This is a genomic window from Actinomadura sp. J1-007 (assembly GCF_009793335.1).
Lineage (GTDB): Bacteria > Actinomycetota > Actinomycetes > Streptosporangiales > Streptosporangiaceae > Spirillospora > Spirillospora yumaensis.
Map to the genome: position 1 here is coordinate 141,265 of NZ_WING01000002.1, position 19,158 is coordinate 160,422.

At 71.0% G+C, this 19,158-nt stretch carries 19 protein-coding genes and 1 pseudogene; 10 read left to right on the forward strand and 10 right to left on the reverse strand.

Translation table 11 applies throughout. From position 1 onward, the window contains the following. Positions 1-36 precede the first annotated feature (36 nt). The 7 genes from GEV43_RS34645 (at position 37) to GEV43_RS55420 (ending at position 6,470) form a co-directional block, all read left to right on the forward strand. Positions 37-477, forward strand: coding sequence for a limonene-1,2-epoxide hydrolase family protein (locus GEV43_RS34645; protein ID WP_160825023.1), 441 nt, complete (start codon positions 37-39; stop codon positions 475-477). Between the two features lie 231 nt (positions 478-708). Beyond that, on the forward strand, positions 709-2,511 hold the full coding sequence (locus GEV43_RS34650) for a sensor histidine kinase KdpD (protein ID WP_160825024.1): 1,803 nt from the start codon (positions 709-711) through the stop codon (positions 2,509-2,511). A 20-nt stretch (positions 2,512-2,531) separates the two neighbouring features. Beyond that, positions 2,532-2,930 carry a roadblock/LC7 domain-containing protein gene (locus GEV43_RS34655; protein WP_160825025.1) on the forward strand — a complete coding sequence of 133 codons (399 nt, stop codon included), beginning with the start codon at positions 2,532-2,534 and terminating at the stop codon, positions 2,928-2,930. A 39-nt stretch (positions 2,931-2,969) separates the two neighbouring features. Continuing rightward, positions 2,970-3,332: a DUF742 domain-containing protein gene (locus GEV43_RS34660; RefSeq protein WP_160825026.1), complete on the forward strand. Its 363-nt coding sequence runs from the start codon at positions 2,970-2,972 to the stop codon at positions 3,330-3,332. Further along, complete coding sequence (locus GEV43_RS34665) at positions 3,313-4,020, forward strand: ATP/GTP-binding protein (protein WP_160825027.1); 708 nt, start codon at positions 3,313-3,315, stop codon at positions 4,018-4,020. Before GEV43_RS34660 ends, GEV43_RS34665 begins: the two co-directional genes overlap by 20 nt. A 46-nt stretch (positions 4,021-4,066) precedes the next feature. Beyond that, the gene (locus GEV43_RS34670) at positions 4,067-5,272 is read left to right on the forward strand and encodes a cytochrome P450 (RefSeq protein WP_206681546.1); all 1,206 of its coding nucleotides are present in this window, start codon (positions 4,067-4,069) and stop codon (positions 5,270-5,272) included. A 10-nt stretch (positions 5,273-5,282) separates the two neighbouring features. Then, a complete protein-coding gene (locus GEV43_RS55420; RefSeq protein WP_160825028.1) occupies positions 5,283-6,470 on the forward strand; it encodes a cytochrome P450 in 1,188 nt (395 codons plus the stop codon). A 111-nt stretch (positions 6,471-6,581) separates the two neighbouring features. Here the strand turns inward: GEV43_RS55420 and GEV43_RS34680 are convergent, their stop codons facing one another. The 6 genes and pseudogenes from GEV43_RS34680 to GEV43_RS34700 all read right to left on the reverse strand — a co-directional run bounded on the left by GEV43_RS34680 (position 6,582) and on the right by GEV43_RS34700 (position 12,361). After that, positions 6,582-8,408 (reverse strand): DUF2075 domain-containing protein, encoded by a 1,827-nt coding sequence (locus tag GEV43_RS34680; protein WP_160825029.1) that lies wholly within the window; start codon positions 8,406-8,408, stop codon positions 6,582-6,584. 171 nt (positions 8,409-8,579) lie between these two features. Further along, on the reverse strand, positions 8,580-8,936 hold the full coding sequence (locus GEV43_RS34685) for a nucleotide pyrophosphohydrolase (RefSeq protein ID WP_160825030.1): 357 nt from the start codon (positions 8,934-8,936) through the stop codon (positions 8,580-8,582). After that, positions 8,929-9,138 (reverse strand): DUF397 domain-containing protein, encoded by a 210-nt coding sequence (locus tag GEV43_RS34690; protein ID WP_160825031.1) that lies wholly within the window; start codon positions 9,136-9,138, stop codon positions 8,929-8,931. The genes GEV43_RS34685 and GEV43_RS34690 overlap by 8 nt, the downstream gene beginning before the upstream one ends. Before the next feature lie 97 nt (positions 9,139-9,235). Next, a pseudogene (locus GEV43_RS55425) lies at positions 9,236-9,400 on the reverse strand (hypothetical protein); the annotation flags it as partial. 218 nt (positions 9,401-9,618) lie between these two features. Then, complete coding sequence (locus GEV43_RS34695; protein ID WP_160825032.1) at positions 9,619-10,002, reverse strand: hypothetical protein; 384 nt, start codon at positions 10,000-10,002, stop codon at positions 9,619-9,621. After that, positions 9,992-12,361, reverse strand: a complete 2,370-nt coding sequence (locus GEV43_RS34700; RefSeq protein ID WP_160825033.1) for an AAA family ATPase — start codon at positions 12,359-12,361, stop codon at positions 9,992-9,994. Before GEV43_RS34700 ends, GEV43_RS34695 begins: the two co-directional genes overlap by 11 nt. A gap of 535 nt (positions 12,362-12,896) precedes the next feature. Between GEV43_RS34700 and GEV43_RS34705 the strand changes: the two genes are divergently transcribed. Then, entirely contained in the window at positions 12,897-13,451 is a 555-nt protein-coding gene (locus GEV43_RS34705) for a nuclease-related domain-containing protein (protein WP_160826000.1), read from the forward strand. Between the two features lie 51 nt (positions 13,452-13,502). Here the strand turns inward: GEV43_RS34705 and GEV43_RS34710 are convergent, their stop codons facing one another. Genes GEV43_RS34710 through GEV43_RS34720 form a run of 3 tightly spaced genes read right to left on the reverse strand, consistent with a single transcriptional unit; the run spans position 13,503 to position 15,032 of the window. Then, positions 13,503-14,150 (reverse strand): DUF6082 family protein, encoded by a 648-nt coding sequence (locus GEV43_RS34710; RefSeq protein ID WP_160825034.1) that lies wholly within the window; start codon positions 14,148-14,150, stop codon positions 13,503-13,505. 14 nt (positions 14,151-14,164) lie between these two features. Next, positions 14,165-14,770: a DUF6879 family protein gene (locus tag GEV43_RS34715; RefSeq protein ID WP_160825035.1), complete on the reverse strand. Its 606-nt coding sequence runs from the start codon at positions 14,768-14,770 to the stop codon at positions 14,165-14,167. Next, the gene (locus tag GEV43_RS34720; protein ID WP_160825036.1) at positions 14,763-15,032 is read right to left on the reverse strand and encodes a hypothetical protein; all 270 of its coding nucleotides are present in this window, start codon (positions 15,030-15,032) and stop codon (positions 14,763-14,765) included. Before GEV43_RS34720 ends, GEV43_RS34715 begins: the two co-directional genes overlap by 8 nt. A gap of 583 nt (positions 15,033-15,615) precedes the next feature. Here GEV43_RS34720 and GEV43_RS34725 point away from each other — a divergent pair. Continuing rightward, on the forward strand, positions 15,616-16,533 hold the full coding sequence (locus GEV43_RS34725) for a PRC and DUF2382 domain-containing protein (RefSeq protein WP_309240090.1): 918 nt from the start codon (positions 15,616-15,618) through the stop codon (positions 16,531-16,533). 909 nt (positions 16,534-17,442) lie between these two features. Continuing rightward, entirely contained in the window at positions 17,443-18,162 is a 720-nt protein-coding gene (locus GEV43_RS34730; protein WP_309240091.1) for an SGNH/GDSL hydrolase family protein, read from the forward strand. A 638-nt stretch (positions 18,163-18,800) separates the two neighbouring features. On the opposite strand, the gene GEV43_RS34735 is transcribed toward GEV43_RS34730, so the two are convergent. Beyond that, on the reverse strand, positions 18,801-19,091 hold the full coding sequence (locus GEV43_RS34735; RefSeq protein ID WP_160825038.1) for a hypothetical protein: 291 nt from the start codon (positions 19,089-19,091) through the stop codon (positions 18,801-18,803). Between the last annotated feature and the right edge of the window lie 67 nt (positions 19,092-19,158).

Below are 19,158 nucleotides of genomic sequence, written 5' to 3' on the forward strand. Positions count from 1 at the left end.
CGGCTCGCCGCCGTCCCCGACTGACGAAGGACCGCCATGAACGAGATCGAGACCGTCGAAGCGTTCCTCTCCACCCTCGAAGACCTCGACGTCGACCGCGCGCTGACGTTCGCCGCGCCGGAGATGGTCTACCAGAACGTCCCCCTGCCGCCCGCCCGCGGCCTGCCCGCCGTAGAGAAGACCCTCCGCCTCATGACCCGGTACGGCACAGGCTTCGAGGCCCGAGTCCACCGCATCGCCGCGAACGGCCCCGTAGTCCTCACCGAACGCACCGACGTCCTCAAGGCAGGCGCCTGGCAGGCCCGCTTCTGGGTCTGCGGCACCTTCGAGGTCCACGACGGCCGCATCACGCTGTGGCGAGACTATTTCGACTGGACGACACTCCTCGTGGCCAGTGCCAAGTCCCTCCCCGCCGCCCTGCTCTCCGCCCTCACCCGCCTGCGCTCCAAGCCCGGCGGAGCCGCCGACACACCCTGAGTCAGGAACTTTTTCACGGCATTCCGGGGCCGGAAGGTCGAAAATCTCATACTGTGATCATTCGCTTGACGGGTGATCACGTCGGCGATTGGCTGGCGTGGTCCGCATCGCGTTCAGCCACAGGAAGCCCGGGACCGCGCACGGTGACCCCTGGCCGTCCCGGGCCGGTGCCTCCTCCCGCCCGGACCGGCCGCCGCCCGCGCGCCCCCCGCCGATCCCATGAAAGCGACCATGACCTCCTCCGCGCCCCCGCCCGCAGACCGGGCACCCCGGTGGGCGGTGCCGTCCCTCGCCGCGTGCGCCTTCCTCGCCGTCGCCGCCGCGCCGCTGCTGTACCCGATGGGTCCCGCGGAATGGCTCGCGGCCCTCCTCGTGGACGTCCTGGCGCTGGCCTCCCTGATCGCGACCTGGTGGCTGTACGAACGGCACGGCGCCGCCCTCGCCGCCGTCTCCCGGTACGAGGCCCAGTCCGCCCGGCAGGCCGCCGAACTCCACGAGCGCCGCCGGCAGCACGCCGACCGCGAGGAGGCGTGGCGGACCCACGCCGACGGCCTCGCCGCGCGCTACGACGCGATGACCAGCACTGTCGAGCACCTGCTCACCGCGCAGCTCCCCGCCGCCCTCGCCGGACGTCCCGTACCCGCACCACGCCGGCAGACCGCGGACCCCGCCCTCGCCTCCCTCCGCGACGAGGCGCTCGACGCGGCGAGCGCCGCCCGCGCCGAAGCCGAACGCACCGTCGAGGCCGCCCGCGCCGAGACCGAACGCACGGTCGATAACGTCCGCGCGGAGGCCGAACGCACCGTCGAGACGGTCCGCGCGGAGGCCGCCAAGAACGCCGAGGCCGTCCGCGCCGAAGCCGACGCCGCCGCCGACGCCCTCCGCGCCGACCAGGCCGACCTCCTCGAATCCCAGCAGCTCGCGCTCGTCGCGCTCTCCCGCCGCGTCCAGTCGGCGATGCACCGCGTCCAGGCCGAGGCCGCCACCACCGCCGAACGCCACCGCGACCTCCCCGAGGTCTACGGCGCCTGCCAGGTCATCGACCACCTCGCCGCCCAGGCCGCCCGCCTCGCCCAGGGCCTCGCCGTCGCCGCCGGAACCTGGGAGGGCCAGCAGTGGGACACCCCCATGCGGCTCGCCGAGGTCGTCCAGGCAGCCCAGGCCCGCATCGAGGACTACCAGCGCGTCACCATCGAGGGCGACCCCGGCACCGCCATCGCCCCCGCCGCCCTCGAAGCGGTCATCCACGTCCTCGCCGAACTCCTCGCGAACGCCACCGAGTCCTCCCCGACCGCCACGACCGTCCCCGTCAAGGTCTCCGCCGCCGCCCAGGGCGCCGTCTTCCGCATCGACGACCACGGCGCCGGGCTGGAGGAGCCCCGCCTCACCCGGGCCCGCGAACTCCTCAACGGCACCCGCGAGGTCTCCCTCGCCGACATGGGAGAGGTCCCCCGCCTCGGCCTCCCCGTGGTCGCCCGCTACGTCCAGCGCCACGGCCTCAAGGTGACGCTGGACGAGTCCCCGTACGGCGGCCTCCAGGCCATCGTCCTCGTCCCCAAGGACCTGGTCACCTACGTGGTCGAGCCGTCCCACCCCGACGCGACGCCCCCCTCACCACAACCACTGGCCCCCGAACGGACGCCTCCCGACCCCGCGCCGCCGCCCGTTCCGGAAGGCACCCCGAACCCCCGCTCGGACGAACCACTCGCCGACCATCCGGCGCCCGTGGAGACGCCACCCGGCGAAGACGGCCTTCTGCCGCAGCGCGTCTCTCCTCGCCGCACCCAGTCGGCAGCACCCACCGCCACGCCGTCCCCGCCCGGCGTCGCCCCGCCTCCCGAAACCCCCGAACAGGCGGGCGCCCTCATGGGAGCCCTCTTCGAAGGCAGCGCCCAAGCGGTCGCCTTCGAACCCCCCGCGCCTCCCGCCGCCGCTCCCGGCGCCGCCGCGTGGGGAGAGCACGAACGTCCGGCGGGCGACGCGGCCGGGGCAGCGGGGGAGACCGGCCTCCCCGACCGTGACGACTCCAACTGAACCGACAGGAGAGAAGCGCCGTGACGGCAGATCATGACTGGGTAGTTGGACGGCTCGCACGCGTGCAGGGCGTCCGGCACGCCATCGTGTGCTCGGTGGACGGTCTCCTGAAGGCCCGGTCCGAGAGCACCGGTCCGGAGGAGGCCGACCGGCTCTCCGCGCGGTGCAGCGGCCTGCTCTCCCTCGCGCGCGACCAGGCGGGGGAGTTCGGAACGGGGGAGAAGGCGCTGTACCAGCTCATGGTCGGCCACGAGGGCGGGTACCTCTTCGTGCGCAGCGCCGCCGCCCGTTCCTGCCTCGCCGTGGTCACCGGGCCCGTCATCAACGCGGCGCTCATCGCCCAGGAGATGCAGGCGATGGTCCTCAAGCTCGGCGAGCAGACCCTCGCCACCCCGGCCCGCGGCGGCGGCATGGCATGACCGCGCCCGCCATGACGCAGACCCGCACGGGGGAGCGGCATGACTGACGGCACGGCGGGCGAGTACCGCGACACGCCGCTGCGGCCCTACGTGCTGACCGGCGGACGCGCGGGGCCCGCCGACACCGCCCTCGGCGTCGACACCCTCCTGAAGGCGATGCCGCACGCGACGCCTCTGCCGCTCTCGGCGACGCCGCAGTCGCGCGCGCTGCTGCGGCTGTGCGGCGGCGGCGTGCTGTCGGTCGCCGAGGCCGCCGCCCATCTCGTCCTGCCCGTCAGCGTCGTACGGATCCTGGTCGGCGACCTCGTCGCCACAGGCCACCTCCAGGCGCACGCCGGCAGCTTCTCCGAACCGAGCATGGAACTGCTGAAGGAGGTGCTCGATGGCCTACGCGACCTCTGACGACCCGTCGGGCGAAGCCCCCGCCCCCCGGCGGCCGTCCGCCCGCGACGCACCACCCGCCCGCGCCGAACGGTCCGCCTCCACCGCGCGGGACGGGCGACGCGTCCCCTACCTCTCCGAGAGCGTCACCCGCACCGCGAAGATCCTGGTGGTCGGCGACTTCGGGGTCGGCAAGACGACCTTCATCGGCTCGGCCAGCGAGATCACCCCGCTGCGCACCGAGGAGCCCATGACGCAGGCCAGCGTCGGCGTGGACGACCTCGAAGGGCTCGACACGAAGACGACCACCACGGTCGCCATGGACTTCGGCCGCATCACCCTCAACCCGCGCCTCGCGCTCTACCTCTTCGGCACGCCCGGACAGCGGCGCTTCTGGAGCATGTGGGCGGGGCTCGCGGAGGGCGCCGTCGGCGTCCTCGTCCTGGTCGACTCCCGGCGCCTCGCGGGCAGCTTCGAGGTCCTCGACCAGATCGAGACGCACGTCCCCGCGCCGTTCGCCGTCGCGGTCAACCACTTCCCCGACACGCCCCGGCACACCGCCGACCGGCTGCGCGAGGCCCTCGACCTGCTCCCCGAGGTCCCGATCGTCGACTGCGACGCCCTGGACCGGACGTCCGCGATCAACGCCCTGGTCACCGTCGCCGACCACGCCATCGCCCTCCGCACCGCGAAGGGCATCCCCACATGAACGCGACAACCCTCGTGCACGGGCCAGCCGCGAAAGGCACCAGCTCATGACCGTTCCCTCGCCTCCGGCGCCGCTGCCCTTGCTCGCCACGACGACGTGCCCGGACACCGCCCCCGTCTTCGACCGCCTCTGGCGCGACCACGGCCCGGTCGCGCCGGTCGAGCTCGAACCCGGCGTGAACGCGTGGCTGGTCATGGGGTACGAGGAGCTGAAGGCCATCACCGGCACGCCCGACCTCTACTCCCGCGACGCCCGCGACTGGAAGGCGTTCCAGGACGGGACCGTCCCGCCCGACTCGCCGCTCGGCCCGATGATGTTCTTCCGCGACAACGTCATCGGGTACGACGGCGAGACGCACCGCCGCCTGCGCAGGCCCCTCGAATCGGCGATCGGGTCCATCGACCACCGCCGCCTGCGCCGTACGGTCGAGGCCCTGTGCGCCGGCCTGATCGGCGGCTTCGTCCACCGCGGCGAGGCCGACCTCGTGGCGGAGTACGCCGCCGCCGTCCCGCTCCTCACCATCGGCGACCTGATCGGCCTCGACCCGGGCCAGAGCCGGGAGCTCCTCGACGCCATGCGCGCCCTGTTCGGTTCCGGCGAGGACGCCCAGGACGGGAACCGCCGCTTCGAGGCCCTCCTGGCCGACCTCCTCGAATCCCGCCGCGCCGCCCCGTCCGCCGACCTGACGAGCCACCTCCTCTCGCACGAGGACCTGCACACCGACGCCGAGGTCCTCCAGTCCATCGTCGTGCTCGTCTCGGCGGGCAACCACACCACCATCAGCTGGATCGCGCAGACCCTCCGGCTGATGCTGACCGACCCCCGCTTCAACAGCCGCCTGCGCGGCGGACGCCTCGGCATCGACGACGCCCTGGACGAGGTCCTGTCCGTCGCGCCGCCGATGATCAACATGCCCGCCCGCTACGCCCTGCGCGACACCGAACTCGGCGGCCGTCCCATCGCCAAGGGCGACGCCCTCGTCCTCGGCCTCGCCGCCGTGGCCCACGACCCCCGCGCGCACGCGGGCGCCACCTTCTGGCAGCGCGGCAACCGCGCCCACCTCGCCTGGAGCGCGGGCCCCCACGCCTGCCCCGCCCGCGACCCGGCCCGCACCATCGCCCGGACGGCCGTCGCGACGGCCCTGCACCTCCTCCGCGACGTCCGCCTCACGATCGACACCATCGACTTCGAACCCTCCCCGTGGACCCGCTGCCCGGCCCGCCTCCCGGTCACCCACACCGCCACCCTCTGAGGAGCACGCAGTGACGATCCCCGTCATCACCCTCGACCCCAGCGGCGCCGACCATCAGGGCGAGGCGGCCCGCCTCCGCGAGGCCGGCCCCGTCGTCCAGGTGGTCCTCCCGGGCGGCCTCCGCGCCTGGGCCGTCACCACCCACGCCCTCGTCTCCGAACTCGTCCGCCACGACAAGGTCAGCAAGGACTGGCACGTCTGGAACGCCGTCAAGACCGGCGCGCTCACCGACGACAACCCCATCGTCGGCATGATCAAGGTGACCAACATGGTCACCGCCGACGGCGCCGAGCACCACCGCCTCCGCCGCCCCGTCACCCGCACCTTCACGAACGGCCGCGTCCAGAAGCTGGCCCCGTCCATCGAGGCCACCGTCGACGGGCTCCTGGACGCCTTCCCCGAAGGCACCGTCGACCTCCGGCAGCACCTCTCGGTCCCGCTCCCGATGCGGGTCATCTGCGAACTCCTCGGCGTCCCCGACGCCGAACGGCCCCGCCTCCGCCACCTGGTCGACAGCATCTTCCGCACCGACACCACCCCCGAACAGGTCACCGAGGTCCAGGCCGACATCCCCCGCTTCCTCGCCGACCTGATCCGGCACCGCACCGCCCACCCCGGCGACGACCTGACCAGCGCCCTGATCTCCACCGAGGACCTCTCCCCGGCCGAGCTGGCGGGCACCCTCTGGGTCCTGCTGACCGCGGGCCACGAGACCACCATCGGCCTGATCACCAACGCCGTCAGGGCCCTCCTCACCCACCCCGACCAGCTGGCCCTGGCCCGAGCGGACGGCGACTGGAGCCGCGTGGTCGAAGAGGTCCTCCGCTGGGACCCGCCGATCGGCAACTTCCTGGCCCGCTACCCCACCGAGGACATCGAACTCGCCGGCACGACGATCCCCGCGGGCGAAGCCGTCATGGCCCCCTACACGGCCGTGGCCCGCGACCCCGAACAGCACGGCCCCGACGCCCACCTGTTCGACATCACCCGTACCCCCCGGACCAAGCACCTCGCCTTCGGCGACGGCCCCCACGTCTGCCTGGGCCCCCACCTGGCCCGCCTCGAAACCCGCATAGCCCTGGAACGCCTGTTCACCCGCCACCCCCACCTCACCCTCGCCGCCGACCCCGCCACCCTCCCCCCAGTCCCCAGCCTCTTCACCAACTCAGCAACCACCCTCCCCGTCAACCTCACCTGACCCCCAACCCCAACCCCAACCACCCCACCGCCAAGCCGCTCTCCCGCCGATCCCTTACCCCAGCACGCTTCGTCGGCATACACCGTCCCGCCGACATGGAATGGCGAGTCGTCAGCCGTGCTTTCGCTCCACCAATCCGGCAAGGAACTCCCGCGTCGCCGGATCCACGGCGTACAGCACGGTCCCGGCCATGCCGCGGGTAAGGAGCACCTTGTAAATGTTACGGATATGCCGGTCGACCTGGGTGTCGGACACAGTTTTCTTGATCAGTTCAGGGTCCTTGTTCTCGCCGCGCACGGTGACCAGCCCCTCGGGCCCGGCGATCAAGTCGGGACCAATGATGACGCCCGACCAGTCGTACTCGAAGCCCTGAGCCGTATAGACGCAGCCCACCTGGTCGAAGCCGCCGTCCTTGGTCGACCAGAGGGCGCTCGGCGGCGCCGTGCCGATCGAACGGTCGCCCTTGACGTTCCAGGGACGGGCCCAGTCGCCGATACGCACATCCGGAACCAGCGAGTCGTCCTTGCGAGGATCGCTCCAGGGCCAGCAGTATCCGGCGGAGATGCGCGCCGTGTAACCCTCGGCCATCTTGTCGCGCAGCAACGCTTCCATTTCCTGGGGCGTCTCGGCCACCGTGACATCGAAATGGTCGTCGCCGGTCCAGGGTGCCGGCCCCTCGGCAGCCAATCCGAGGAGCCCGAGAACCCATTCCTCGTATTTCTCGCTGCCGCCACAACGCCACTGCCCCGTCAGGTCAACCCGTTCGACACGCAGCCCCAGGCGTTCGGCGTAGCCGGTGATGGTGGCGACGGTTCCGGTTTCACCCGGCTTGACGACCTGGTGCTCGTCCAGAAGGAAGACGGGCACGTGCGCCGCCGACATCAGTTCATCGAGTTGCGGACGCCCGGTGCGCTGCTCCGCCCGGGTGTACCGGTTGACGGACGTCTCGCGGATGCGATGCGCCTCGTCGCAGATGAGAACGTCCCACTCGTTGCGCTCCGCGTTCATGAAGCTGTTGAAGTACTTGAACAGGTTCTGTACGCGCCGGTTCCTGCTGCCCGCCACTTTCCGCATCGTCTGGGTGAACGAACGGGAGCCCGTCGCGTGCAGGACGGTGCGCCCTTGCCGGTTGAGCTCTCCCAGCAGCGACAGCGCGATGACGCTCTTGCCGCTTCCCGGGCCGCCGGTGACGATCACGACCCGTTTGGAGTTCGCTCCGTGCGCTCTCCGCACCGCGTGCATCACCATGTCGAACGCCAAGCGCTGTTCGTCGAGGAGGACGAACTGCTCGCGTTCCTTGATCTCCGCAGCGGCCAGCCGCATGAGCTGCTTGGACGGCCGGATGTGGCTGTCGAGAAGCCGGTCGGCCGCCGCGGCGCCCGCGTCCGGCGCGAAGGATCCGCGCAGGTGTTCCAGGAAGCCGCCGCGCCTGGTCTTGGTGAACAGCCGCGTCTGCTCGCTCTGCACCAGCTCGTACAGGTCTTCAACGTCTGGATCCGCGGCGTTGTGCAGGTACGCGACGCCGCGCACGAGGTCGGCGTCGCCTCCCAGCGCGCCGACGAAGTCCACGATGGTGTCGCAGTAGCCCTGCACCTGCCGAAGAGGGTGCGACACCGCCTGCGCGTAGCCCGGGACGAGGACCATCGTCTCGTCCTCCTCGTACAGCTCGGCGCTGCTCCACTGCTTCAGCTCGACCACCATGTAGAGGTCGTCGCCCGTCCGCCGGTTGGTCCCGGCGAGCACGACGTCGGCCCGCTTGCTCGTACGGGGGAGCTGGTACTCGATGAGCATCTCCAGCTTGCCCAGCCCCGCCTCCACGAGGTCACGGGCGAGCACCGGCAGGCTGCGCTTCCACGACTTCTGCTCGCTGGAGCCCGCTCGGTAGCCGCGCGTCGCCTCAAGATGGTCGTTGATGATTCCGACGAGCTGACGTTCCATGGGCGACCCGACGAAGCTCTCAGCGGAGACGCGAACAGCCGTCACAGACCAACCCCCAGGCAGCACGAGAACTCGTGCGGGTGGGGGCGTGTCCGCGATCAGCCGATCAGCGGAAGCCCGTCGGGCCGCAATCCTTTGCGGACGGCACTTTACAAGCGATCACCGACAACGTCAGGTGATTGGTGGGGCTTTGCGGGCTGAGCCGTGGAACGCGGTGGCGTCGTAGCGGCGGTCGTTCTCGGTGAGCTTGGCGAGCGCGGATTCGGCGAGGTCGACGCCCAGGACATCCGAGAGGCGGACCAGGTAGAGGAACACGTCGGCCATCTCCCGGCGCACGCGGGTGCCGGCCTCGGGGTCGGACATGACGGCGCGCGACTCCTCCGGCGTGAGCCACTGGAACTCGGCGAGCAGTTCGCCCGCCTCGCCCGCCAGGGCCATGGCGAGGTTCTTGGGCGTGTGGAACTGCTCCCAGTCCCTGGCGGCGGCGAAGTCGCGAAGGCGCTGGGCGAGGTCAGGGATCTCAGGCACGCGCCCAGGCTAGCGCCGGGTCAGGGTGCCTTCCGGAGTGCTCCCAGCAGGTCCGCCCACGCTTGGCGGGTGACGGCGAGGACGGGCCAGGGCCCTTGGAATCGCGGACGCCGACACCGTCGGCGGCACGAGCCACCTCGACGCAGTGGCCGTTGGGTTCGCTGGGGCGCGACTTGCGCCAGCTTGTGTGGTCCCTGGCCATGTTCCTGACCCTGCCGGGTCCGCCAGCCGGTCGGCCACCTGTTGAGGAAGGCGATGCTCCCCTCCGGGGACAACGCGGCCTCCCGGATGCGGTCGTACATCCCGGTGTACCGCGCGACCTCGCTGCGCTGGGTGAGAACGAGGCCGGTGGTGGCGGTGTCGACCACGACCATCTCCGGATCGGCGGGGTCTGGAAAGGCGTAGAGGTAGAAGGACGATTTGCTCCGGCACACCGAGTCGGGGCAGGCCGGCGGGTCGTTCATGGTGGAGATCGTGCAGTGCGAGGGCCGGGTGGGCGTCTCCGTCGCTGATCAGGGCGGCCCCGGCGAGCCCGCCGCCGTGCACGCCGCCGAGCTGGACGAAGGCGGCCGCGGCCTGCGCACGGTCTCGCTAACGACGTCGAGTTGTGGGGCACGGCAACGGCGAAGGGACGCACCGTCACCGCCGTCTTCTGCGCCCAGCAGGCCCTGTGAGACCGGCGTCAGCCCTCGGCGGGCGTCGTTTCCCGCCGCTCGCGGAGACGGGCGGACAGCCGCGACACCTCCGTGTGCCAGCGGCGGAGCTCGCGGGAAGTGGGCGCGAGCTCGTACGCGTGGTAGTGGCATGCCTGGCTGAGCTGGCCCCACAGGCTGCTCGCGCGTGCGGCGACGGCGGCGTCCGCGTACTCGGCCAGGCACAGGAGCTGCGGGCGCATCGGGTTGTCGGCCACGGGGCCGAGGCCGATGCTCTCCCAGTACGCGTCGATCTCGCGTTCCAGCGCGAGGCGCAGCAGGAAGGCGGCGGTGCGCGCCGACGCGCCCTCCTCCACGCGCAGCTCGCGCCGGATGATCCGGTCGGCCACGGCGATCAGGTCGTCACCAGCCATTCCGCACCGCCCTGACGAGCCGGTCGACCTTGTCCACGGACGAGCCGAGGTCGCCGCTGAGCGCGCCGCCGTGCACGCCCCTGTTGCACAGGTCGAACGCGTCCTGCGCCCACTGTCCATGCCTGCCGAGATGTGCCCGGACGGCGGCGCGCGGACGGATCTCCTCGAACGCGGCCAGCGACATCATGTCCGCGAGCGTCCGCGCCGAACGGGCCAGGGCCTCCACCTCGGCGTACGGGGCGCCGGCGCCGAGTCGTTTGCGGCGGAGGACTTCGAGGCAGGCGGCTTCGAGAGCCGTCCGGCACAGCCCGGCGACGACCGGGACCGCGGCCTGGAACGGCAGGTCCAGGCTGGCCGCCACCGCGCGGGCGTCGGCGAGCGCGCGCGTGACCTCGTCCTCGACCCGCCGCACGGACACGACGGACCGCTCCTGCCGGGTGACCTCGATGACGGACGCCGGGAGCTGCAGCCGCGCGACCGCCTCCCGCAGCCGCGTGTCGTGGGTCAGGACGACCACCTGCCGGTGCCGCGCCGCCTCCGAGAGCACCTGGGCGAGGCCGTCGACCTTGGCGGGGTCCATCGACTGGACGGGGTCGTCGATCACGACGAAGCCGAACGGCGTGCGCGGTTCGAGCACGCGCGGCAGGAACAGCGCGAGCGCCAGCGAGTGCAGCTCGCCCTGGCTCATGACGCCAAGCGCCGACGTGTCCGTCCCGTCCACCTGGACGTCCAGGAGCACCTTCTTCATGTTGCCCGTCCCGGCGAGCGTGATCGGCCCGAGCGTCACGTTGCTCTCGTGGCGCAGCAGGTTCCAGATCGCGGTGGACCTCTCCGCCATCGGCCGGAGCTCCTCGTTGCGCAGGGCGTTGGCCGCGCCGGTCAGCCAGGTCCGGGCCGCCTTCACGGACCTGAGCGTGCCGTCCGACTCGGCGGCCGAACGGGCCCGGGGGATCCAGGCCGCGAGGCGCAGCGCCAGCGGACGCCAGCGGTCCTCGACCTCGGCTAGCCGGGCCGCGGCGCGGGAACGCGCCTTGTCGCACGCCTCCCGCAGGTCCCTTCCGGCCCGCTCGAGATGGTCCGCCAGGGCGCCCGGGTCGCCGATGCCCCGGCCTGCCGACCAGGCGTCCCAGGCGGACGCGCTCGCCTCGTCGAGACCCGCCGGCGCCGGCGTGATGAGCGAGCGGGCCTGCTCGACCGAACGGTCCAGCGCGGCGCGGGCTTCGTCGGCCTTCGCGGCCTCCTCGCGGAGGCGCGCCACCTCGGCGCGGGTCGTGCGCGTCCACTCGTCGTCGAGCGCGCCCGGGGCGCCGCAGACGGGGCACGGCGACGCGGCGCCGTGGCGTCCGGCGTGGTCGAGGGCGCGAGCGAGCAGATCGGCGAGCCGGAGCGCCTCCTCAGAGGCGGTGCCCTCGACGGACCGGAGCTTCGCGGTCGCGTCCCTGAGGCGCCGGGCGGCGTCGGCGACATGGTCCGCGTCCGGGCCGTGCAACTCCGCGGCACGGCGCAGGGCGGTGAGGTCGGGGTCCGTGCCGGAGCCGACGGCCGCCAGTTCGGCCAGGGCGTCGAGGTCCGGGCGCCGTCCGGAGAGCGCCGAACGCGCGGCCGCCGCCCTCGGGTCGTCGGATCGTTCCAGCTCGGAAGCGATCTCGGCCAGCTCGTTCTTCACGGCCTTGGCCGCCGCCTCCATGTCCTTGCGGACGGCGCCGAGCCGCGCCTCGGCCGCGGTGAGCCGCTCAAGCCCGAGGATTCCGGCGATCGCGTCGTGCAGCTCCTTGGGGCCGCCGGTGAGGATCTTGCCCAGCTCCGAGTACGACAGGAACGGCCGGTAGGTGACCAGATCGTCGTTCCAGCCGACCGCCGACAGCTCGCACGTCCCCGCGCCGGGCCGGTGCACCTCGCAGGACGACTCCTCCACCTTCGCGCCCGTCCAGGTGCGGCGGACGGTCGTCGTACCCGGCTCGCCCTCGACCTGCATGGCGAGGCTGACCATCGGGGGCCCGTCGACGTGCAGGTTGCGCCACCCCTCCCGCCACGCGGCGGGCAGCTCGCGCCAGCGGGCGTTCGTGGCGGTGAGCGCGATCTCGACGCTCTCGGCGAAGCTGGACTTGCCCGAACCGTTGCGCCCGATCACGAGCGTCAGCCCGGGGCCCGGCGCGAGCGGCAGCGTGACCTTGGGGCCGATTCCCCGGAAGCCCGACGCCGTGATCGATTTCAGGAAGACACGCCCCGCCGTCGCGGCCCGCGGGGACTCGGCCTCCTCAGTCTCGCCACCATCGAACGCGGCCATCACATGACGCCGCGCCTCATCGGCCAGTGCGGATTCCTCCAGAAGTGTGACCAGGGTGTCACGCAACGCCATTGCCGCCCCGTAAGTCTCGTTCCAAGTCCAGACCGGACGACAGGCTAGAACGTGATCCCATGCCTGCGAAGAGATTTACCGCTATCTGACAAAACCGCCGATCAACTGGTGTAACCCGGGTCCCGAGGTGTAATGGCGCGTCGACCGCCACCCGCAATGCCTTCCAACGAGCCGATGGCGACACTTAGGCTGCCGAAGTGGATCGGCGATCGCGTTGGGAGGCGGCCGTGCACGGTCTCGAAGTGACGGTCTGGCGGAAGTTCGGGCATCTGCGGCTGTACGTGGCGCAGGGCGAGGCCAAGGTCGGCTGGTACGACGTCCGGGCGGGGACGTACGAGATCGGGACGCCCGACCTGGCCGACGCGTTCTGGACGGCCGTGCGCCAGGAGTGCGAGAAGCTGGGCGAGCCCCTGCCCGACACCACGCATTCCGCAGAAGTGCCGGTCGCCGCTCCTTTTGACGTCCCTTCTCCACGCGCCCCGGAGGACCTTGCGGTCAATCGGGCGGGGCCGCTGCTCAGGCTCGGGCGGAGGAACTGCGGAACTGGCGGACGCGGGTCGCGGGGCTCGTCGGAGTCCGTACGGAGGCGGGGGACTTCGCGTTCGGAGCCAAAGGGGAACGGGCCATCGGCGGCAGGCTCGACAAGTGGGCTCGGGCTCAAGGGTGGCATGTGCTGCACGCCGTGCCGGTCGGACGCAACGGGGCGGACATCGACCATGTGCTGATCGGGCCGTTCGGAGTGGTGACGGTCAACACGAAGAGGACGCGCGGCAAGGTGTGGGCGGCGGAGCAGGCGCTGCTCGTCAACGGAGTCAGGACGGATTACCTGCGCAATTCGCGGCACGAGGTGGCACGGGCCCGGAAGCTTCTCGACGCGGCGTACGGAAGGCACGTGCCTGTGCGGGGGGCCATCGTTTTCGTCGGCGTCCAAGGATTCACCTTGAAGGGCGGGGGACCGAAGGACGTCGCGGTCCTCCCCGACGTCAAGGCGTTGCGCCGGTGGCTCCGGAGGCGCGGCAGAGTACTGCCGCCGGAGGATGTCGCTGGGGTCTACGAGGTCGCACGACTCCCGCAGACGTGGCGGACGTGAGTCAACGGCGCAGGGCGTGGCGGGCGAGAGGGATGAGGGCGAGGGCGGCGGTTACGGCGAGAAAGGGCCAGGGGCGCCAGAGGCACCGAGACTGCCGGACGGGCTGGGTTCGGGCGCTCGCCGGTATTCCTCGTCGAGGATCTCGTGGAAGCGCTGCGCGCGGCGGTTCTCGGAGGTCTTGATGCGCACCTCGCGGGCCTCGCGCCAGAACGCGCGGCCCGGGTGGCCGCTGAACATCTCGCGGGAGATGGCGCGCAGGCGTGTTTCTCCGAGGGCCTTCGTCTCGAACGACATCTGCCATTCGGAGAGAATCATGTTGATGTACACGAACTGCCGCCGGGCAGTGCGGTCCTCGTCCGGAGGGACGGGGCCCCAGGCCGCGTCGAGATCCGGGTCGTCCATGGCCATTTTGAGCAGGTCGGCTATGGCGGAACGCCGGGCCTCCTCGCGGGCGATGCGCGTTTCGCGGGCCTGGAGAGCCAGGGTGGCCGTGATCCCGATGAGGGCGAGGACGGCCAGGAGGGCGGACGCGGCGCCGTAGGTCTGGCCGATGAAGCTGGGCCGTTCCCAGCGGGACGTCGGGCCCGTGAACGCGCGCAGCGCCAAGGGAGAAGCGCCGATCAGGGCGACCACCGCGATGGTGGCGAGAACGAGGACGAGCGTTCTGGAGGTGCCGCGGCGCCTGCGAACGGATGGCATCTACGAACGATAGTTCAGGCGGCCGGCGCGGGGAGGCGCGCTATCTCCCGGTCGAAGAAACTGAGCAGCGGCTCGCCCGCCTCGTACAGTCCGGCGATCTCCGCGGCCGCGGCGCTGATCACGTCCGGGCGGTCGATGCGGCGGGCTCCGCACGGCGTCCAGTCCGGGAGGTAGCGGACCTCGTAAAGGACGCGGTCGCCGAGCACGACGATTTCCGGCAGGCGGCCCCGCGTTTCGAGGAAGCGGCATCGTGCGGCCTTGACGATGCGCAGTCCGAAGCCTTCCTCGGCGAGCATCCTGAGGGCGTTCAGCTCCCATTGCAGGTAGGGCGTGACCGGCTGCTCGACCACGCGGACGCGCTGGACCCGCAGGCCCTTCCGCTCGTTGTCGCGGGCCTCCGCGCGGACCGCCTCGCGGTCGGCTTCGAGGAGGGTCAAGGCGCGGTCCCAATCCCCGGACCTGAACGCCTCCCAGCTCGTGTCGCCCGGTTCACGGAACGTCTGGGAGCGTTCGAGTTTCCAGATCACGCCCCGGAGGTCTTCGGCGTGCTCGGCGAAGTCCTTGTGGTAGGCCCCGTGGTCGAGAAGGTCGCCGGGGACGTCGACGATTCCGTCAAGCATCTCGGATGTCCGGTTTCGCGGCGGACAGCATCCGGCCGGAGATGATCACAAGGCGCTCGTCGGCGCCGATGCGGACTCCGGGCGGGAGGCGTTCGGCGTAGGCGGCGGTGGCGTCGCGGCCGATGACGGCGATGTCGCCGTTGTCGAGCTCCCAGATCTCCGGGCAGTCCTGGGTGGTGCGGCTCTCCCCGAGTTCCTCGGCGGTCCTGCCCAGGCGGCGCTGGAATCCCGCGTCGTGATCGGCTTCCCATGGTCTCGGCATGAGGCCGCTCGCTTCCGTCATCGGCTACGTGCGGGAAATTTTCCCATCCGAAGATATGACGGGCAAGACGAACGGTGTCGGCTGTGCCGAGGAAAGCGGCATGGCCTGCTTAATGACGGCGGCGGGTGGCCGGACTCGGCCTCCGGATCGGCGCGGTGTCGAAAGGGCGTGCGACTCGGCGCGCACCGTTCCAGGAGAAACTCCCGTTAGATGAATATTGCGGTCAAGGACACCGAGATCTTTATGGACATCCTTGTGAACGCGTGAAACGGGCGTCCCGCGAGGCCGTGCGCCGACGTGGTGGGTGCGCGTGCAACGGGGTCTCGCGAGGCTGGAGGGACGGTGTTTTCGCAGCGTACGGACGGGTTGGGTGTTTGCGGGTGTTGCTTGAGGAAATACCAGGAGTAGTTCAGGGTGCCCCAGTGAATCGGGGGGTGAACGGGGCGTTCTGACGGATCGGGGGCTCGGTGACGACACCGGACCAGCCCTGCGGTGAGCCAGTGAGGCTGCCGGGCCTGGGCGGCCCATGCGCGGCCGGGCGCCAGCCAACCCAGGATGAAACAGCAGAGCAGGGGTGTTTCGCGTGCAGACGCAGACGAACGTTCAGGAACTCATGGGGTGCGACGTTGTCGACAACGACGGCTCCAAGGTCGGCACGGTCAAGCAGGTCTATCTCAACGACAGGACGGGCGCCCCGGAATGGGTCACCGTCCACACGGGCTGGTTCGGCTCGCGGGAGAGCTTCGTTCCGCTGACGAGCGCCCACAGCGAATCCGGCCGGCTCACCGTCCCGTACGACAAGGACACGATCAAGAACGCGCCGAACGTCAACGCCGACGAGCACCTGTCGCAGGACCAGATCGTCGAGCTCTACCGGCACTACGGCATCCGGCCCCCGGCGGGACGGCGGCAGAGCGACGAGCGGACGGCGGAGCAGACGGCGCAGCGTCCGATGGGGCAGGCCGTTCCCGGCCAGGCGCCGCGGAGCGGGGAGGCCGCGCGCGAGCGTGCCCCGGGCGACGGCATGGCCGGGATGCCCGGGATGCCCGGCGAGCAGATGGCCGCCGACCAGATGTCCGGCGAGCGGGCCCCGGACCGGGCCGCGATGGAGCCCGGCACGGACATGCTGGAGGTCACGCGGTCGGAGGAGCGGCTGCGCATCGGCACCGAGCAGCACGAGCTGGGGCGCGCGCACGTGCGCAAGTGGATCGAGACCGAGGCCGTCGAGCACAAGGTCCCGATCATGCACGAGGAGCTCCGGATCGAGCGCGAGCCGATCGTCGACGGCGAGGCCGGGGACATGGCCATCGGCGAGGACGAGCAGGTCATCGTCCTGCACGAGGAGCGGGCCGTGGTCGCCAAGGAGGCCGTCCCCGTCGAACGGATCCGCATCCGCGCCGAACGGGTCGAAGGCGAGCAGACCGTCCGCGACGAACTCCGCAAGGAGCGCGTTGAGGTCCTCCACGACGACGAAGGCGCTCCGCCGACCGGACGGAAGTGACGCCCGGCCGCTCCTCCGTTCGACTGCATGGTCGGTCATCGCAGGGTGACCGACCATGGATTCCTAGTACGCGCGCGTGAAGGCCCCGCTGCTGCTCTGGTTGGGGGCGGAAGTGCAGCCTGCCCTGGGCTCCGCGGCCTCTGCGTGCCGCGGACATGGGGATGCCTGGAGGGCGGTCGAGGCTCAGTGCGGAGGAACGCGTGACGAAGACCGTTCCGCCGAGCAGCACGCTCCCTGACGGACCCAGATCTGGCTTGCGGGTGATGATGCGGTTCATGACGGCGGGAATGCTGTCCGGCCCGTACGGCGGCCGTCCGTTCGCTGCGTACGGGATCGTGGCTGCCCAGGCGAGGACGTCGGCGGGCGGTCTGACGACCTGTCCGGCGAGCCGTTCCGGGGCCATGTAGGACGGAGCCTCTAGAACGGAACCGGAGGCCGTCGTCGTTGCGTCGATCGAGCGCGCGACGCCGAAATCAACGACATGAGGGCCGTTCGGGCCGATCAGGACGCTCAGCCTCGCGAGGAGGCGGCGGTCGCCGAGTCGTGCCGGGTCTCTGGAGGTCAGGGGCCGTCTGCTCGCGGTCGTCCTCGCCGCTTTTGGGGCAAACGCGTGGGAGATGCGGGGGAAGCGTCCGGCTCTGGAGGCGGGTGGGGGAGAAGTGTTAGGAGTTGTGATCTTCCGGCGAGATCGAATGGTTATTGCAGATGATCAGTGCCGGAGTAGGGTGTTAAGGGGAGAAAAGGGATAGGCTTCCCGTGCGCACCATGGGGGTATAAGCGGTTCGACGCAATTCACCGCCTCACCACCCCGGAGTGCAGATGCGCCCCTACCGCCCCTGCCTGGTCTCCTTCGGCGCCCTCCTAATCACCGCGGGAACGTTCGCCTGTTCCGGCTCCGCTTCGGCGGACGTGACCAACTACGTCGCCCTCGGCGATTCCTACTCGTCCGGCACCGGCGCGGGCGACTACGAGCCTGACAGCGGTAGCTGCAATCGCAGCGCCAACGCCTATCCGCGGCTGTGGGCGGCCAAGCATTCCGCGGCGTCGGTCAAGTTCGTGGCGTGCTCGGGAGCGACCACGGCGACCGTGCGCAGCGGGCAACTGAGCGCGCTCAGCGGAACGACGACGCTGGTCAGCATCACCGTCGGCGGGAACGACGCGGGATTCGGCACGGTCATGCAGACGTGCGTCCTGAGGTCGACCTCGTCGTGCCAGACCGCCGTCACGACCGCGGAGAAATACATCAGCACCACCCTGCCGGGCAAGCTCGACTCGCTTTACCGCGACATTCGAGCCAAGTCCCCGTCCGCGCAGGTGATCGTGCTCGGCTATCCGCGGCTCTACAAGATGGTGGACGGCTGCGTCGGGCTCAACCAGACCAAACGCGCCGCCCTCAACAAGGCCGCCGACGCCCTCGACACCACCATCGAGAAGTCGGTCGCCAATGCGGGCCTCACCTTCTCCGATGTCCGCGACGAGTTCGCCGGGCACGAATTGTGCTCGGGCGACGGCTGGCTGCATTCGGTGACGATCCCCCTCGGTTCCTCCTACCACCCGACCGCGATCGGACACGCCCGCGGATACCTGCCCGCGATGAACGCCTTGGACGTCCGCTCACTCGCCATGTGAGCGGGCCCGCCCCTGGGCGTTGCCGCTGCTCTCGCGTGCCGTGGTGAGTTGGGCGATGCGGAACAGGGCGCGCTTCGCTGCGGCGGTGGTGGTGGCTCTAGCGGTGGCTTCGTCGCCCTTGGCCGCCTTTGATTAGGTGACGCTTAGGCCAATGCCGTTGGCCGTTCCGCTCTGCCGTTCGTTGCGCCCCGGGGGACGTTCTTTTGGCGCAGTGTTCTGAACGACGCGGGTAGTTGCAAGGGAGATGGCGGCGGCCAGGGCTGTGGATTTCGTGCTGCGCGGGATAAGGAGCCGTCGGGGACGGGGCGCTCTAGGGCGGTGTGCTGCCCGTCGGCCCGTTGGCTCTGGCCTGTCGCTCGCCTCTTGCCCTTCTGTACGCGTGCGCGCGATGCCGTGTGTCATCACCAGCGTGCGGCCGTCCGGCCAGGGAAGGGCGCGTGCGTGCGAGGCCGTACGCCCTCCGACACGGGCGTAGGGCGGCGGACGGCGGGTCTTGCACGTGCGCGTGCGCGTACGTGCGGACTGGGCGTACGTGCGGGCTGTGCGTGCACGTCGTACGTGCGGGGCTGTGCGTGCGTGTCGTACGTGCGTGTTGTACGTGCGGGGTTGTGTGGCGTGCGGGCAGGGGCGGGGCGGGGTCAGCGGCGTTTGTTGCCGCCGGTCCCTTCCTCGCCGTCGGTGGAGTGGTCGAATTCGGCGTACTCGTCGTCCGGCCAGAGGTCGTCCGCGAGCCAGGCCAGGTACTCCTCGTCCCACGGGTCGAGCTCCGCGGTCATCGACTCCGGATAGGCGCTGCAAGACGGCGGCTCGGCGCCATCGGGCGCGCCCGGCGAGCGGTCGGGCGGGGCGGGCGCCATGGGGCGCAGCAGGCGCGGCAGGCTGAGGCCGAACAGCGCCACCAGTGAGACCAGGATCAGGGCTGCGATCACACCACGCCGTCCTTCCGCGATCGTGTTCTGGCGTACGTGATCCCTACGTAAGGAGCAAAACAGTTGA

What these genes read in the sequence shown, in the direction of transcription:
- GEV43_RS34660 (WP_160825026.1), top strand. Translation starts at nt 2,970, where the DNA reads ATGACTGACGGCACGGCGGGCGAGTACCGCGACACGCCGCTGCGGCCC.
- GEV43_RS34650 (WP_160825024.1), top strand. Translation starts at nt 709, where the DNA reads ATGACCTCCTCCGCGCCCCCGCCCGCAGACCGGGCACCCCGGTGGGCG.
- GEV43_RS34720 (WP_160825036.1), bottom strand. Translation starts at nt 15,032, where the DNA reads ATGCCGAGACCATGGGAAGCCGATCACGACGCGGGATTCCAGCGCCGC.
- GEV43_RS34665 (WP_160825027.1), top strand. Translation starts at nt 3,313, where the DNA reads ATGGCCTACGCGACCTCTGACGACCCGTCGGGCGAAGCCCCCGCCCCC.
- GEV43_RS34700 (WP_160825033.1), bottom strand. Translation starts at nt 12,361, where the DNA reads ATGGCGTTGCGTGACACCCTGGTCACACTTCTGGAGGAATCCGCACTG.
- GEV43_RS34690 (WP_160825031.1), bottom strand. Translation starts at nt 9,138, where the DNA reads ATGGCCAGGGACCACACAAGCTGGCGCAAGTCGCGCCCCAGCGAACCC.
- GEV43_RS34680 (WP_160825029.1), bottom strand. Translation starts at nt 8,408, where the DNA reads ATGGAACGTCAGCTCGTCGGAATCATCAACGACCATCTTGAGGCGACG.
- GEV43_RS34670 (WP_206681546.1), top strand. Translation starts at nt 4,067, where the DNA reads ATGACCGTTCCCTCGCCTCCGGCGCCGCTGCCCTTGCTCGCCACGACG.
- GEV43_RS34710 (WP_160825034.1), bottom strand. Translation starts at nt 14,150, where the DNA reads ATGCCATCCGTTCGCAGGCGCCGCGGCACCTCCAGAACGCTCGTCCTC.
- GEV43_RS34695 (WP_160825032.1), bottom strand. Translation starts at nt 10,002, where the DNA reads ATGGCTGGTGACGACCTGATCGCCGTGGCCGACCGGATCATCCGGCGC.
- GEV43_RS34645 (WP_160825023.1), top strand. Translation starts at nt 37, where the DNA reads ATGAACGAGATCGAGACCGTCGAAGCGTTCCTCTCCACCCTCGAAGAC.
- GEV43_RS34715 (WP_160825035.1), bottom strand. Translation starts at nt 14,770, where the DNA reads ATGCTTGACGGAATCGTCGACGTCCCCGGCGACCTTCTCGACCACGGG.